General features: G+C 67.3%; 12 protein-coding genes. 9 read left to right on the top strand and 3 right to left on the bottom strand.

What is annotated here, in order from left to right:
• The 3 genes from tssI to E8F11_RS00485 form a co-directional block, all read right to left on the bottom strand.
• Positions 1–1,850 (bottom strand): type VI secretion system tip protein TssI/VgrG (tssI, locus tag E8F11_RS00495; protein ID WP_280286842.1); only part of this gene is annotated, 1,850 nt, incomplete at its 3' end.
• Positions 1,851–1,945: 95 nt separating this feature from the next.
• Positions 1,946–2,464, bottom strand: coding sequence for an Hcp family type VI secretion system effector (locus E8F11_RS00490; RefSeq protein ID WP_280286841.1), 519 nt, complete (start codon positions 2,462–2,464; stop codon positions 1,946–1,948).
• Positions 2,465–2,830: 366 nt separating this feature from the next.
• A complete protein-coding gene (locus E8F11_RS00485) occupies positions 2,831–3,718 on the bottom strand; it encodes a LysR family transcriptional regulator (protein WP_280286840.1) in 888 nt (295 codons plus the stop codon).
• Between the two features lie 175 nt (positions 3,719–3,893).
• Between E8F11_RS00485 and E8F11_RS00480 the strand changes: the two genes are divergently transcribed.
• The 9 genes from E8F11_RS00480 to E8F11_RS00440 all read left to right on the top strand — a co-directional run bounded on the left by E8F11_RS00480 (position 3,894) and on the right by E8F11_RS00440 (position 15,871).
• Complete coding sequence (locus E8F11_RS00480) at positions 3,894–5,567, top strand: GMC family oxidoreductase (RefSeq protein ID WP_280286839.1); 1,674 nt, start codon at positions 3,894–3,896, stop codon at positions 5,565–5,567.
• A gap of 109 nt (positions 5,568–5,676) precedes the next feature.
• Positions 5,677–7,296, top strand: a complete 1,620-nt coding sequence (locus E8F11_RS00475) for an MFS transporter (protein ID WP_280286838.1) — start codon at positions 5,677–5,679, stop codon at positions 7,294–7,296.
• Positions 7,297–7,564: 268 nt separating this feature from the next.
• A complete protein-coding gene (locus tag E8F11_RS00470) occupies positions 7,565–8,251 on the top strand; it encodes a tellurite resistance TerB family protein (protein WP_280286837.1) in 687 nt (228 codons plus the stop codon).
• Positions 8,252–8,514: 263 nt separating this feature from the next.
• A complete protein-coding gene (locus E8F11_RS00465; protein WP_280286836.1) occupies positions 8,515–10,155 on the top strand; it encodes a methyl-accepting chemotaxis protein in 1,641 nt (546 codons plus the stop codon).
• A 9-nt stretch (positions 10,156–10,164) separates the two neighbouring features.
• Positions 10,165–10,671: a chemotaxis protein CheW gene (locus E8F11_RS00460; protein WP_280286835.1), complete on the top strand. Its 507-nt coding sequence runs from the start codon at positions 10,165–10,167 to the stop codon at positions 10,669–10,671.
• Entirely contained in the window at positions 10,668–11,918 is a 1,251-nt protein-coding gene (locus E8F11_RS00455) for a CheR family methyltransferase (RefSeq protein ID WP_280286834.1), read from the top strand. The genes E8F11_RS00460 and E8F11_RS00455 overlap by 4 nt, the downstream gene beginning before the upstream one ends.
• Positions 11,908–12,597 (top strand): chemotaxis protein CheW, encoded by a 690-nt coding sequence (locus E8F11_RS00450; protein ID WP_280286833.1) that lies wholly within the window; start codon positions 11,908–11,910, stop codon positions 12,595–12,597. The genes E8F11_RS00455 and E8F11_RS00450 overlap by 11 nt, the downstream gene beginning before the upstream one ends.
• Positions 12,594–14,870 carry a hybrid sensor histidine kinase/response regulator gene (locus E8F11_RS00445; protein ID WP_280286832.1) on the top strand — a complete coding sequence of 759 codons (2,277 nt, stop codon included), beginning with the start codon at positions 12,594–12,596 and terminating at the stop codon, positions 14,868–14,870. Before E8F11_RS00450 ends, E8F11_RS00445 begins: the two co-directional genes overlap by 4 nt.
• Positions 14,867–15,871 carry a chemotaxis response regulator protein-glutamate methylesterase gene (locus tag E8F11_RS00440; protein WP_280286831.1) on the top strand — a complete coding sequence of 335 codons (1,005 nt, stop codon included), beginning with the start codon at positions 14,867–14,869 and terminating at the stop codon, positions 15,869–15,871. Before E8F11_RS00445 ends, E8F11_RS00440 begins: the two co-directional genes overlap by 4 nt.
• Positions 15,872–15,891 lie beyond the last annotated feature (20 nt).

Below are 15,891 nucleotides of genomic sequence, written 5' to 3'. Positions count from 1 at the left end.
TCGGACTGGCTCAGGCCCACGGAGGTGTTCATGGCTGCGCCGACGCTGGTCTGGTAGGCCGCGCCGATGCTGAGGAACTTGGCCATGCCGATGGTTTCGATCTTGGTCTTGGCGACGGTTTCGGTCTTGTGGCCGCCGATGGTGACGCGGCGGTTGCGGCCGATCTCGATGGTCTCGTTCTTGCCCACGTCTTCCTTGCGGTGCCGGCCGATGGAGATGGTTTCGTCGTTGCCGACATCCTCCTTGCGGTCGTGGCCGATGGAGACGGTCTCGTCGTTGTCCACGCGCTCGCTACGGTCATGGCCGACGAAGGTGGTCTCGTCGTTGTTGACGATGTTGTTCTGGTCCTTCTGGGCGTGGATGAAGACCTCTTCCTGCCCGGCCTCGTCCTCGTAGCGGATTTCATTGAAGCCATCGCCCTTGTGGGTCTGGCTCTTGATGCTCATGCGCGTCTTGTTGGCCGGCAGCTCGTAGGGCGGCAACTGCAGGGCGTTGTAGGTCCGGCCCGTGATGACGGGCTGGTCCGGGTCCCCATCGAAGTTGCTGACGATGACCTCCTGGCCGATGCGCGGGATGGCCATGTGGCCCCAGAGCGCGCCCGCCCAGTTCTGCGACACCCGTATCCAGCAGGAGCTGTGCTCGTCGTTCCTGCCTTCGCGGTCCCACGGGAACTGCACCTTCACCCGGCCGTACTCGTCGCAGTAGATTTCCTCGCCCGGTGGGCCGACCACGGTGGCCTGCTGCGGGCCGTCGATGCGCGGCTTGGACAGCGGCTCGGCGCGCCACTCGGCATCGTCCGGCACCAGGGTGGCGGTGCTGCTGTAGTGCGTGCCCTGGGCGGCGTCGGCGCTTTCCTCGGCCTGGCTGGTGTACTGCCTGCCATGGTGCTCGATGCGCACCGGGCGCCAGCCGCGGTTCATGTCCGCACGTGGGTGGCCGATGAGGTCGAAGGCGATGCCCGGCACCAGGCGCGCGTCGTCGCCCTCGACGGTGGCTTGGCGCACATCGCCGCGGTGGCCGCGCAGGCGGTCCTGGGTGAAGCCCTCGCCCGCCGCGCTCTTGTAGCGCCCGGGGTAGTCGTAGCGCTCATAGCCGCGCGCCTGGTGCACCAGGTAGTCGCCATCGCGCTTGGTCTGCTGGTGGTAGCGCGGGTTCTTGAAGTCGTAGTCGCGTTGGGTCTGGCGCGCGGTGCGCACGTTCTCGCTGTAGGCGAAGCTGCGCAGCGCCGGGCGTGGGCGGTCGCCGCCGGCCATGGGGTTGTACTCCACCGGCAGGCCCGCCTGCTTGCCGAATATCCACAGGCGGTCGCAGTGGATGAGGCGGTGGCCCTCGGCGCTGTGCTGGAAGCCGTAGAAGAACCCTTCCTCGCGCATGATGCGTTCGACGAAGTGGTAGTCGGTGTCGCCGGCCTGCACGCAGTACTCGCGCGGTTCGTGGGGGTTGGTGACCTTCTGCTCGTAGTCCAGGGTGATGCTGTGCTTCTTGAGCACGGCCTGGGCGATGTCGGGCACAGAGAGGGTCTGGAAGATGCGCCAGTCCGAGGCCAGCTGCAGGCGGGTCAGACGCGGCTCCACGGTGGCGCGGTAGCGGGTGCGGCGAAAGCCGGTATCACCTTGGACGAAGGCCGAGACGGTGCCGTGGACGAAGCGCACCGGCTGGCCGCCCTGCCAGATGGTGAGCAGCCCGGGGCCGTCGAGCACCTGGCCGAAGTCGACGGCCGGGTTGGCGCAGCTCAGGTCGACGTCCAGCTTGAAGGTCTCGGACAGGCCTTCGTTGAGGTGGAACTCGACCACCTCGAAGTCGTCGCTGCCGGCGAGGAAGGTGAAGCGCAAATCGGATTGAACGGCCATGGGAAATCCTTGCCGGACCGCTGCCGGCCCAGTGCTCCTTGTGCAAGAGGGAGCAACCGGCGCGCGTAGCGCCGGTTGCCGGATATGCCTGGGGGTTAGGCTTCCTGGGGCTTGCGCCAGTCGTCAGAGGCTTCGGTGCCGGCGATGGCATGGGTCCAGGTGATCTTGCGGTAGGCCATGGCGACCTTGACCAGTTGGGTATACGCAGCCTTGCTCGGGTCCTGCGCGTGCGGCAGGACGGTGTTGATGTTGACGACGGTGGCGTCTTCGAGCTTGGTGGTGAAGAAGTGCTCCTGCTTGCCCTCGGTGGAGGTGCGGTACCACTTCACTTCCACTTCCGGAAGCATTTCGCCAGAGGCCAGGGCTTGATACAGCAGCGGGGTGGCCTTGTTCAGCGGCGCGGTGAAGATAAAGGGCTTGTGCACGCGCTGGCCGGAAGGCTGGCCGCTCTGCGGGTCGGTCGGGGTGGCGATCAGGTGCTCGATTTCCTGGACCAGGATCTGGTCCTCATGGCCTTCCTGGTAGACGTTGCCCACGGAGTCGGCAGTGAAGGCGCCCTGGGTGATGTTGCCCTGGGTCTTGCCCTGGATGCTGATATAGGCGGGAGTTGGCATTGGCTGCTTCCTTGTATCGTTGAGGTGAAGGCCCTGAGGGCCGCGCGCCATCGGTGATGACAAGGGGGGTATCGCAATCGCCGTGCCAAGTGTTTCCTTTTCTGTTTTTTCTTCTTCTATAACAATGAGTTAGCTGGAGTATTTGGCTATTCGGAAGCAGGCTCCCCGAGGCCGATTCGCTGAAAAACGCTTTTTTTCAAGGGTTTTCGAGCCACTGTTGGCCAGATTAATCATAAGTGATTGATTTTTATATAGAAAAAATCGGGCCATTCATGGCTCGTCGGGCCAAAAATGGCTCGATGCATTGTCCCGGCTGCCGCGTTTCAGCCGCCCTCGTGAGCGCCCACACACTGGCTATCCGCTGAATCATCCACCCAGCAAAAGGTCCTGCTCCCGCTCACACAACCCCAGCAGAAAATCCCACACCACCCGCAGGCGCACCGAGCGGTGCAGTTCGCGGCGGGTGCTCATCCAGTATTCGCGTTCGATGTACTCCTCCGGCAGGACCGGCACCAGCAGGGGATCGCGGCTGCCCATGAAGTGCGGGAGGATCGCCAGGCCGATGCCGGCCTGGGCCGCCTGCTGCTGGGCGACCACGCTGGTGCTGCGGAACACCACATGGGGGTGGCGGCAGAAGCTGTGGTGGAACATCAGCTCCTGGCTGAACAGCAGGTCGTCGACGTAGCCGATCCACTGGTGTTTGCCCAGGTCGTCGCGCTTGTTCAGCGGCGGCGCCTGTTCCAGGTAGGCCGGGCTGGCGAACAGGCTGAGGCGGTAGCGGGTCAGCGAGCGGGTGATCACCAGGTCGGCGTTGGGCCGGTCGAGGGAGATGGCGATGTCCGCCTCGCGGTTGGTAATGCTGACGAAGCGGGGCACCGAGACCAGCTCCACTTCCAGCCCCGGATATTGGCGCATCAGCTCGGCCAGGCGCGGGGCGAGGAACACGCTGCCCAGGCCTTCGGTGACGCCGATGCGGATCTGGCCCAGGGGCGCGATGCCCTGGCTCATTTCCTCCTGGGCCAGCAACGCGGTGTTTTCCATGGCTTCGGCATGCTTGAGCAGGGCCTGGCCGGCGGGCGTCAGCTGGTAGCCGCCGGTGTGCTGGGCGAAGAGCTGGGTGCCGAGGTCGCGCTCGATGTTCTCGATGTGCCGCGCCACCGTCGCATGGGTGGTGTTAAGGCGCTTGGCGGTAGTGAGCAGGCGGCCGCTGCGGTGTAGTTCGAGGAAGAAGCGCAGGTCGTTCCAGTCGAACATGGCACCGGTCCTTGGCAGGGAAAGGGGAGGGCGTTGTTAGAAAACTAACAGCAGCTGCCCCGAAACGTTCGTTTTTTTATCGTGAATGAGCGACTAGCCTCAAGCCGTTCGTGACCTGGCGGTCAGTCGCCGCCAGCCGACGGCCTTCGACAACAACGACAACACGAGGCTCGCCATGTCCGAGGTACTGGATACCTACGACTACCTCATCGTCGGCGCCGGTCCCGCCGGCTGCCTGCTGGCCAACCGGCTTTCCGCCGACCCGGCCATCCGCGTCCTGCTGCTGGAAGCCGGTGGCGCGGACAACTATCCCTGGATTCACATCCCCGTCGGCTACCTCTATTGCATCGGCAACCCGCGTACCGACTGGTGCTTCAACACCGATGAAGTCCCCGGTCTCAATGGTCGTGCGCTGAAGTACCCGCGCGGCAAGGTGCTCGGCGGCTGCTCGTCGATCAACGGGATGATCTACATGCGCGGCCAGGCTCGCGACTACGACGGCTGGGCCGCCCAGGGCAATGCCGGCTGGAGCTGGAAAGAGCTGTGGCCGCTGTTCCTCAGGATGGAGGACCACTTCGGCGGGGCCAGCGACCTGCATGGCGCTGGTGGCGAATGGCGGGTGGAACGCCAGCGCTTGTCCTGGCAGTTGCTCGATGCCTTCCAGCAGGCGGCCGCGGAGACCGGCATCGCCAGCGTCGAGGATTTCAACGGCGGCGACAACGAAGGCTGCGGCTACTTCCAGGTGAACCAGCGCGGCGGCGTGCGCTGGAATGCGTCCAAGGGTTTCCTGCGCGGCATCCGCCAGCGCCCGAACCTGACGGTCCTGACCCAGGCTGAGGTGGCCCGGGTAATCCTCGAAGAGGGCCGCGCCAAGGCCCTGCTGGTGAACTGGCGGGGCCGCCAGCGGCGCATCGAAGCGCGCCGCGAGATCGTCCTCAGCGCCGGCGCAATCGGCACGCCCTGCTTGTTGCAGCGTTCCGGCATCGGCCCGCGCCCGCTGCTGGAAAGCCTCGGTATCGGTGTGGTGCACGAGCTGTCGGGCGTCGGCGAGAACCTCCAGGACCACCTGCAGCTGCGCATGATCTACAAGGTCGATGGCGTGCCGACCCTGAACCAGATCGCCGGCAGCCTGTGGGGCAAACTGGGAATGGGCCTGCGCTACCTGCTGGACCGCAGCGGCCCGCTGTCCATGGCGCCGAGCCAGTTGGGGGCCTTTGCCCGCTCCGACCCGCAGCAGCTGTCGGCCAACCTCGAATACCACGTGCAGCCTCTGTCGCTGGATCGCTTCGGCGAGCCGCTGCACGACTTCCCGGCCTTCACCGCCTCGGTCTGCGACCTGCGCCCCCATAGCCGTGGCACGGTGCGGATCCGCTCGGCGAAGCTGGGCGACGCCCCTTCTATCCAGCCCAACTACCTGAGCGACCCGCGTGACCTGGTGGTGGCCGCCGACGCCATCCGCCTGACCCGGCGCATCGCCGCCGCACCGGCGCTGGCAGCTTATCGCCCCGAGGAATACAGGCCCGGCCCGGACTACCGCAGCGAGGAAGACCTGCATCGCGCCGCCGCCGAGATCGGCACCACCATTTTCCACCCGGCCGGCACGTGCCGCATGGGCCAGGGCCGCGACGCGGTGGTGGACGAGCAGTTGCGCGTGCATGGGATTCCCGGCCTGCGCATCGCCGACGCCTCGATCATGCCCAGCCTGACCTCTGGAAATACCTGCTCGCCGGTGCTGGTGATCGCCGAGAAGGCGGCGCAGATGATGCTTGCCGAGCGCCAGCGCGAGTCTCTGGCAAACCTGACGGACGCCGCCACGGCGAGCCGGGAGGTGGAACGCATCGGGGCCTGATCGGCCCGTGATACCCAGCGTCGCGCGGTGCCTGCGCCGTGGTGGTCGAAGCTGACAACGGAAGTGCCGGACAACAATAAGAGCCCTCACGAGGGGCAGGAGAACCGCAATGACCGAGTACGCAACGTCCGTTTCCCAGGAACTGCCCGCGACCACCGCCCGGGATGAGCGCAAGGTGATCTTCGCTTCGTCCCTGGGCACGGTCTTCGAGTGGTACGACTTCTTTCTCTACGGCGCCCTGGCCGCCGTAATCAGCAAGCAGTTCTTCGCCGGGGTGAATGACACCACGGCCTTCATCTTCGCCCTGATGGCGTTTGCCGCCGGCTTCCTGGTGCGCCCGTTCGGCGCGCTGGTGTTCGGCCGCCTCGGCGACATGATCGGGCGCAAGTACACCTTCCTCGTCACCATCCTGCTGATGGGCCTGTCCACCTTTGCGGTAGGCCTGCTGCCCACCTATGCCTCCATCGGCGTGGCGGCGCCCATCATCCTGGTCTGCCTGCGCATGCTCCAGGGCCTGGCCCTGGGCGGCGAGTACGGCGGCGCGGCGATCTATGTCGCCGAGCATGCGCCGGCCAACAAGCGCGGCAGCTACACCAGCTGGATCCAGTCCACCGCGACGCTCGGCCTGCTGCTTTCTCTGCTGGTGATCCTGGCCTGCCGCGAGCTGACCGGCGACGAGTTCGAGACCTGGGGCTGGCGCCTGCCGTTCCTGCTGTCCATCGTGCTGCTGGGTATTTCCACCTGGATTCGCCTGGCCATGCACGAGTCGCCGGCCTTCCTGAAGATGAAGGCCGAAGGCAAGTGCAGCAAGGCGCCGCTGCGTGAGTCCTTCACCCAGTGGAGCAACCTGAAGGTGGTACTGACGGCGTTGTTCAGCATCAATGCCGGGCAGGCGGTGACCTTCTACACCGCGCAGTTCTACGTGCTGTTCTTCCTTACCCAGGTGCTCAAGGTGGATGGCGGCACGGCCAACAGCCTGCTGATCGTGGCACTGGTGCTCGGCGCGCCGTTCTTCATCATCGCCGGCAGACTGTCCGACCGCATCGGCCGCAAACCGGTGCTGCTGGCCGGCCTGCTGCTGGCCACCCTGTGCTACTTCCCGCTGTTCAAGGCGCTGACCCACTACGCCAACCCGGCCATCCACCAGGCCAGCCAGCAGGCGCCGATCAGTGTGATCGCAGACCCGGCCACCTGTACCTTCCAGTTCGATCCGGTGGGCAAGGCGAAATTCGACAGTCCGTGCGACAAGGTGAAGACCTTCCTGGTGAAGAGCGGGCTGCCCTATTCCAGCGTGGCCGCGTCAGCAGGTAGCGGGGTAATGGTGAAGGTCGGCGACACCGAAATCGCTGGTTTCGACGCAGAGGCCATGGCGGCGGCGGTGAAGGCGGCGGGATATCCCCAGCAGGCCGACAGCGGGCAGATCGACAAGCCGATGGTGATTGCCATCCTCTTCGCCCTGATCCTGATTTCCACCCTCTGCTACGGCCCGCTGGCGGCGCTGATGGTGGAGCTGTTCCCCACCCGCATCCGCTACACCTCGCTGTCCTTGCCGTACCACATCGGCAATGGCTGGTTCGGCGGCTTCCTGCCCACCGTGTCCTTCGCCCTGGTGGTGTACACCGGCGATATCTTCTACGGCCTCTGGTACCCGGTGCTGATTACCGGCGGCAGCCTGGTCTGCGCGCTGTTCTTCCTGCGCGAGACACGGCATGTGGATATCCACAGGTAGTCGGGTCTTACTGTAGGAGCGAATTCATTCGCGAAGCGGTCCGCTTCGCGAGTGAGTCGCCACATTCGTGCGAGGTCGACCGTAGGGTGCGCCGTGCGCACCAACTCCCCGCGCCGGCCCCACACCTGAGCCAGCCTTCAGCCACGACCGGTGCGCACGGCGCACCCTACCGGCAATATCTCGAAGCACTCTGCTTCCTGCCACCATGAATCCCTCCGGCTAGAGTCGGTCGATCACTTGAATCCGACTCATCGCCCTGGAGGCTGCCATGAACACCCGTGGACTGCTCGACCAACTCCTCAAATCCGGCCAGGACCTGCTGCAGCAGAAATCGGCCGGAAAATCCGCAGGCTCCTCCGGCAACGGCAACCTCGGCAGCCTGCTCACCGGCGCCGGTGGCGGCGCCCTGGCCGCCGGGGCCCTGGGCCTGCTGCTGGGCAACAAGAGCGCGCGCAAGATGGGCGGCAAGGCGCTGACCTACGGCGGCCTGGCCGCCCTCGGCGTGCTGGCCTACAAGGCCTACGGCAACTGGCAGGCCCAGCAAGCGGCGGCGCCCCAGGGCGAACCCCAGACCCTCGACCGCCTGCCGGCGCCCCAGGCCGAGCTGCACAGCCAGGCCATCCTCAAGGCCCTGGTGGCGGCGGCCAAGGCCGATGGCCATGTCGATGCCCGCGAGCGGCAGCTGATCGAGGAAGAACTGGCCAAGCTGACCCAGGACGCCGAACTGCGCCGCTGGCTGGACGCCGAACTGAACAAACCCCTCGACCCGGCCGAGGTAGCCCGCGCCGCGACCACCCGGGAAATGGCCGCCGAGATGTACCTCGCCAGCGTGCTGATGGTGGATGAAGAGCACTTCATGGAACGGGCCTATCTCGAAGAGCTGGCGCGCCAGCTGCAGCTGGACCCGGGCCTCAAGGCCGAACTGGAGCGGCAGGTGCGGCAGGAGCTGGTCTGACACCCTGTGGATACCTGCGGGTGATTCTGATCGCCAGTGATTCCACTTCCAGGACGATTCCGAATCCATTCTCGTTTCTCTGAACCCTTTCTCCTGCAAACCGCAAACTTTCTGCCAAACTCCCCAGAAGCCGGTGATCCGCCGGCTTTCTGGCGGCATAAAAGTACCGTTTGCCGAGCTTGCGGGCGCCTGGACTAGTCACTAGAGTCGCCGCCACGGCTTCGGGCCGCCATGAATCCGGGCACAGGTAACTGGGGAAGAATGTGAAGAACTGGACAGTTCGCTTGCGTATCCAGGCAAGTTTCGCGGTGATCATCGCCATCATGCTGCTGATGGCCGTCAGCTCCTACCTGCGGATGCTCGCCATCGAGAAGAGTGCCGACGAGGTGCTCAAGGACGCGGTACCGGGCATGTATGCCGTCAGCAAGTTGCGCGGTGCCTGGACCGATCACATGCTCCTGACCCACGAGCTGTTCAGCGTCCATGGGGACGATGAGGAGCACGCCGGCCAGTTGGTGTCGAAGGAAGAACTGGACGCGTTGCACAGCGGTGACGAGCGCATCGAAGCCCTGCTGGCGGCGTACAGGACCACCGTATTCCTGGACAACGACCGTGCCGTCACCGGTGAGTTCGAAGCCTTGCGCAAGGAGTACATCGATGTGCACAGCAGGGTCATGGAATTGCTGCAGCAGAAACAGGAAGAGCCGGCTGCGGAGCTGTTCCGGACGCAGGTGCTGGACCGCTGGGAGGCAGGCCGCCGTAAGCTCAACGAGCTGGTCGACCTGAACAAGGCAACCGCCGACCGGGAGGCGACCGACATCGTCTCCGAGGTGCGCTCGACGGAAGTGAGCATGCTGCTGTCCTTGCTGCTCGCCGTGGCAGCCGCGGCCGTCTGCGGCCTGCTGCTGCTGCGCGCCATTACCCGCCCGGTGGGCGGCATAGTCGACAGCCTGAAGGTCATGGGCGGCGGCGACCTGTCGACCCGGCTGGACCTCCAGCGCCGGGACGAATTCAACGCCATCGAGACCGGCTTCAACAACATGGCCGAGGAGCTCAAGACGCTGGTGGCCCAGGCCCAGCGCTCGGCGGTGCAGATGACCACCTCCGTCACCGAGATCGCCGCCACCTCCAAGCAGCAGCAGGCCACCGCCACCGAAACCGCTGCCACCACTACCGAGATAGGCGCCACTTCGCGGGAGATCGCCGCCACTTCGCGGGATCTGGTGCGGACCATGGCCGAGGTGTCCGGCACCGCCGAGCAGACTTCCGTCCTCGCCGGCTCGGGCCAGCTCGGCCTGGCACGCATGGAAGACACCATGCACCAGGTGATGGGCGCCGCCGACCTGGTGAATGCCAAGCTGGCGATCCTCAACGAGAAGGCCGGCAACATCAACCAGGTGGTCACCACCATCGTCAAGGTGGCCGACCAGACCAACCTGCTGTCCCTCAACGCCGCCATCGAGGCCGAAAAGGCCGGCGAGTACGGCCGCGGTTTCGCCGTGGTGGCCACCGAGGTACGCCGCCTGGCCGACCAGACCGCGGTGGCCACCTACGACATCGAGCAGATGGTGCGCGAGATCCAGTCGGCGGTTTCGGCCGGGGTCATGGGCATGGACAAGTTCTCCGAGGAAGTGCGCCGCGGCATCGCCGAAGTGGGGCAGGTGGGCGAACAGCTGTCGCAGATCATCCAGCAAGTGCAGGCGCTGGCGCCGCGGGTGCAGATGGTCAACGAAGGCATGCAAGCCCAGGCCACCGGCGCCGAACAGATCAACCAGGCCCTGGTGCAACTGGGCGAGGCCACCGGGCAGACGGTGGAGTCCCTGCGCCAGGCCAGCTCCGCCATCGACGAACTGAACCTGGTGGCCAACGGCCTGCGAACCGGCGTCAGCCGCTTCAAGGTCTGAGCCGGCGCCATGGGCTCGAGTCGAACCCGCGCGCCGGCGCGCACCGTCCGCGGCAGGCTGTACCTGCAGTTCCGCATGGGCGGCGACCGCTATGCGCTGGATGTCCATGAAGTCGTGGAGGTGCTGCCCCTGCAGCGCCTCAAGCAGTTGCCCGAGGCGCCGGCCTGGGTCGCCGGGGTGTTCGCCCATCGCGGCGCGCTGGTGCCGGTACTGGACCTCGGCGTGCTCGCCTACGGGCAACCGGCGCAGGCGCGTACCAGTACCCGCCTGGTGCTGGTGGACTATCCGCTGGCGGGCGAGTCGCGCTGGCTGGGGCTGATCCTGGAACAGGCCACCGACACCCTGCGTTGCCGCCCGGAGGAATTCCGCGACTACGGCCTGGAGCAGGGCGAGGCGCGCTACCTGGGGCCGGTGTACCAGAGTGCCGGCGGCCTGGTGCAGCGCATCCGCGTCGCCGACCTGTTGCCGGACGAGGTTCGCGCGCTGCTGTTCCCGGCCACGGAGGGCGCCGCATGATCGAGCGCTTCGAGGTGCTGCTGAAGACCCGCATCGGCCTGGAAGCCGAGTCCGTCGGCCGCCTGGTGATAGAGCGCGCGGTGCGCCAGCGCATGAACGCCTGCGGCAGCGGCGACGAAGACGCCTACTGGAATACCCTCAGTGCCTCGCCGGCCGAGCAGCAGGCCCTGGTCGAGGCGGTGGTGGTTCCCGAGACCTGGTTCTTCCGCTATCCCGAATCCTTCGCTGCCCTGGGCCGCCTGGCTTTCGAACGCCTGCCGGCGCTTGTCGCCGGGCGTCCGTTGCGCATCCTCAGCCTGCCCTGTTCCACCGGGGAAGAACCCTTCTCCATCGTCATGGCGCTGCTGGACGCCGGCCTGGCGCCGGGCCTGTTCCAGGTGGACGCGGTGGACATCAGCGAGCGGGTGCTGGAGCTGGCGCGCCAGGGGCACTATGGGCGCAACTCCTTCCGTGGCCAGGAGCTGGGCTTTCGCGAGCGCTATTTCATTCCCAGCGGCGACGGCTATGCCCTGGCCCAGCAGGTGGCGTCTAAGGTGCGCTTCCTGCGCGGCAACCTGCTGGACCCCGGCCTGCTGGCGGAGGAGCCGCCCTACGATTTCGTCTTCTGCCGCAACCTGCTGATCTATTTCGATCGGCCCACCCAGGCCGCTGTACTGCAGGTGCTCAAGCGCCTTATGCAGCGCGACGGCGCCATGTTCATCGGCCCGGCCGAGGCGAGCCTGCTCAGCCAGCAGGGCATGCGGCCGCTGGGTTATCCACAAGCCTTCGTCTTCCGCCACGCGCAGGCCACGCCCGCCGCCAAGGCAGCCTGGCCGCGTGAGCAGGTGCCCGCGCCGCTCATGGCCGGCCCCACACCTGCGCGCATCCCGGTACGACCGCGCCAGCCGCTGCCGAAGCCGGAGCGCCCGGCGGCGGTGGCCGACAGCTCGAACCGCGACGCAGCCCTGGCCAACATCGCCAGCCTGGCCAACAGCGGCCGCAGCGAGCAGGCGCGCGCCGCCTGCCAGGAACATCTCGCCGCACACGGCCCCTCGGCCGATGCCTTCTACTGGCTCGGCCTGCTCAGCGATGTCGCCGGCAGGGCCGACGACGCCCAGGACTACTACCGCAAGGCCCTCTATCTGCAGCCGCAGCATGCCGAGGCGCTGGCCCACCTGGCGGCGCTGCTCGGCGCCCGTGGCGACCAGGCCGGGGCGAAGCGCTTGCTCGAGCGCGCCAGCCGGGGAGTGAACAGCCATGGCCGTTAACCGCCTGCCGCTGATCGCCAGCGACCAACTGCCGGCGGTGGACGACTGCTGGAACCGCATCGGCGTACATGGCGACCAGTCCTGCGAACGCCTGGCCGCCCACGTCCATTGCCGCAACTGCGAGGTGCACGCGGCGGCCGCCACCCTCCTGCTCGACCGCTACGCCCTGAGCCGCGAGGACGAAGCGGTCGAGCTTGCCGACACCCAGGAGGAGGACAGCCGCGAGCGCCGCTCCACCCTGGTATTCCGCCTGGGCGAGGAGTGGTTGGGCCTGGCCACGCGCAGCCTGGTGGAGGTGGCCGCCATGGGCCTGATCCATTCCCTGCCGCACCAGCGTTCGCTGACCTTGCTCGGGGTGACCAACGTGCGTGGCGCGCTGGTGGCCTGCCTGTCCCTGACCGAGCTGCTGGGGCTGGAGAAGGGCGGGGCGGCGCCCACTGACCGCCGGGTAGTGCCGCGCATGCTGATTTTCGCCAGCCAGGGCGGGCCCCTGGTGGCACCGGTGGAGGAGGTCGACGGCATCCACGGCATCCCCCTGGACGCGGTGGTGGAGCCCGGCCGCGCAGCGGACCTGGCCGCGCGCCAGTTCGCCTCGGGCGTGGTGCAGTGGCGCGGACGCAGCATCACCTTGCTGGATGAAGACCTGCTGTTGCAGGCCATGGCAAGGAGCCTGGCATGACCCCTGACCAGATGCGCGACGCCTCCCTGCTGGAGCTGTTCCGCCTGGAGGCCGAGGCCCAGACCCAGGTGCTCAACACCGGCCTGCTGGTGCTGGAGCGCAACCCGGCCCAGTCCGACCAGCTGGAAGCCTGCATGCGTGCGGCCCACTCCCTGAAAGGCGCGGCGCGCATAGTCGGGCTGGATGCCGGAGTACGGGTCGCCCATGTGATGGAGGACCTGCTGGAGGGCGCCCGCCAGGGACACGCGCACCTGCAACCGGAAAACATCGATGCCCTGCTGCAGGGCTCGGACCTGCTGCTGCGTATCGGCAGCGACGCCGACTGGGCGGACGGCGCCGGGCGCGAAGCCATCGAAGCGCTGATCGCCCGGCTGCAGGGCCTGCCCGCTGAGGAAGCGCCGCCGCCAGCCCAGGAGCTGGTCGAACCGGTGCTGCCCGTTCCACTTGTGGTGGAACCGCCCATTGCCGAGCCCGCGCCCCGCGAACCGGAGCCCCCGGCCGCCGCCGACAGCACTGGCGAGGCCCGCGACCGGGTCTTGCGGGTCAGTGCCGAGCGCCTGGACCACCTGCTGGATATCTCCAGCAAATCGCTGGTGGAATTCCAGCGCATCAAGCCCCTGAACGACACCCTGCATCGCCTCAAGCGTCTCCAGGCCAGCGCCAGCCGTGCCCTGGACGTAACCCGCGAGTCGGTGCTGGACGGCGCCCTGGACGCCCAGGGCCAGACCATGCTCGGCGAGGCCCGGCAGTTGCTCGGTGAATGTCAGCAGATGCTGGCCGGCTACATGGCCGATTTCGACGAGTTCGGCTGGCAGGGCGGCCAGCGCGCCCAGCTCCTTTATGACGCCGCCCTGGCGTCTCGCATGCGGCCCTTCGCCGATGTGCTGGCCGGCCAGGCGCGGATGGTCCGCGACCTCGGCCGCTCCCTGGGCAAGCCGGTGCGGCTGGAGGTGAGCGGCGAGACCACCCAGGTCGATCGCGACGTGCTGGAGCGCCTGGAAGCCCCCCTGACCCACCTGCTGCGCAATGCGGTCGATCATGGCATCGAGAGCCCGCAGCTACGGATGCGCCTGGGCAAGCCGGAGGAGGGGGTGATCCGCCTGCATGCCCGCCACCACGCCGGGATGCTGCTGCTGGAGCTGGCCGACGACGGCGCCGGGGTGGACCTGGAACGCCTGCGCGATACGGTGGTCGCGCGCGAGTTCGCCAGCCCCGACACCGGTGCACGGATGACCGAGGAAGAGCTGCTGGCCTTCCTCTTCCTGCCCGGCTTCAGCATGCGCGACCAGGTCACCGAGGTTTCCGGGCGCGGCGTCGGCCTGGATGCGGTGCAGCACATGGTGCGCCAGCTGCGCGGTGGCGTGCGCATGGAGCAGCGCAGCGGCCAGGGCGCCAATTTCCATATCGAAGTGCCGCTGACCCTGTCGGTGGTGCGCAGCCTGGTGGTGGAGGTCGGCGGCGAGGCCTACGCCTTCCCCCTGGCGCATATCGAGCGCATGACCCGCCTGCAGCACGAGGACATCGTCCAGCTCGAAGGCCGCCAGCACTTCTGGCACGACGGCCGCCATGTCGGCCTGGTCTCGGCCAGCCAGATACTCCAGTGCGCCGAGGGCAAGCGCGACGAGACCGGCATCCCGGTGGTGCTGATCAGCGAGCGCGATACCTGCTACGGCATCGCCGTCGAGCGCTTCATCGGCGAGCGCACCCTGGTGGTGATGCCGCTCGACCCGCGCCTGGGCAAGGTCCAGGACCTGTCGGCCGGGGCCTTGCTGGATGATGGCAGGCCAGTGCTGATCCTCGACGTCGAGGACCTGTTGACGTCGGTCGGGAAGCTGCTCGGCAGCGGCCGCCTGGAGAGGGTCGACCGCAGCGGCCGGCAGGGCGCCGGCGCCCAGCGCAAACGGGTGCTGGTGGTGGACGACTCGCTCACTGTGCGCGAACTGGAGCGCAAGCTGCTGCAGGGGCGCGGTTACGACGTGGCGGTGGCGGTGGACGGCATGGACGGCTGGAACGCGCTGCGTTCGGAGCATTTCGACCTGCTGGTCACCGACATCGACATGCCGCGCATGGACGGCATCGAGCTGGTCACCCTGGTGCGCCGCGACAATCGCCTGCAGTCCCTGCCGGTGATGGTGGTGTCCTACAAGGATCGTGAAGAGGACCGTCGTCGCGGCCTGGATGCCGGCGCCGACTATTATCTGGCCAAGGCCAGCTTCCACGACGAGGCGTTGCTGGATGTGGTGGTCATGCTGATCGGGGAGGCGCAAGGGTGAGGATAGGGATAGTCAACGATATGCCCCTGGCGGTGGAGGCGCTGCGCCGGGCCCTGGCCCTGGAGCCGGCGCACCAGATCGCCTGGGTGGCCGGCAATGGCGCGGAAGCGGTCGAGCTCTGCGGCCGGGATGTGCCGGACGTGGTGCTGATGGACCTCCTGATGCCGGTGATGGACGGCGTCGAGGCGACCCGCCAGATCATGGCCCGCAGCCCCTGCGCCATCCTTATCGTCACCGTGGATATCGAGCAGAACGTGCACCGGGTCTTCGAGGCCATGGGACACGGCGCGCTGGATGCGGTGAACACCCCGGCGCTCGGCAGCGGCCAGGCCCAGGAGGCGGCGGCGCTGCTGCGCAAGATCCAGAACATCGGCTGGCTCATGGGCCAGCCCGACAGCCGAGTCCGCGGCGCCGGCGAACCGGCTCGGCCGCGCGGCGGTGGCCAGCGCCTGGTGGCCATAGGCGCCTCGGCCGGCGGGCCGGCGTCCCTGGCGCAACTGCTCAAGCAATTGCCGGAAAACTTCCCGGCATCGGTGGTGCTTGTGCAGCACGTCGACCAAGTATTCGCCGCTGGCATGGCAGACTGGCTGGCCAGCGAATCCAGACTGCCGGTGCGCCTGGCGCGCGATGGCGAGCCGCCGCAGCCGGGAACCATCCTCCTGGCCGGCACCAACAATCACCTGCGGCTGATGCGCAACGGCGAGCTGGCCTACACGGTCGAGCCCACCAGCCATGTCTACCGGCCGTCGATCGACGTGTTCTTCGACAGCCTGGTGGAGCACTGGAAGGGCGAAGCCATCGGCGCCCTGCTCACCGGCATGGGCCGGGACGGCGCCGAAGGCCTCAAGCGCATGCGCGGCCGGGGCTTCCTGACCATTGCCCAGGACCAGGCAAGCTGCGCTGTCTATGGCATGCCAAAAGCCGCCGCCGCTATTGGCGCGGCGGTGGAAATCCTCGCCCTGGAGCGGATCGCGCCCCGGTTGGTCGAGGCATTCGGATGACTTTCACCTCAGGCCCGAGG

Source organism: Pseudomonas sp. BN417 (assembly GCF_029871205.1).
In the GTDB taxonomy this organism is placed as follows: Bacteria; Pseudomonadota; Gammaproteobacteria; order Pseudomonadales; family Pseudomonadaceae; genus Metapseudomonas.
This window is presented reverse-complemented; position numbering and strand designations above follow the sequence as displayed.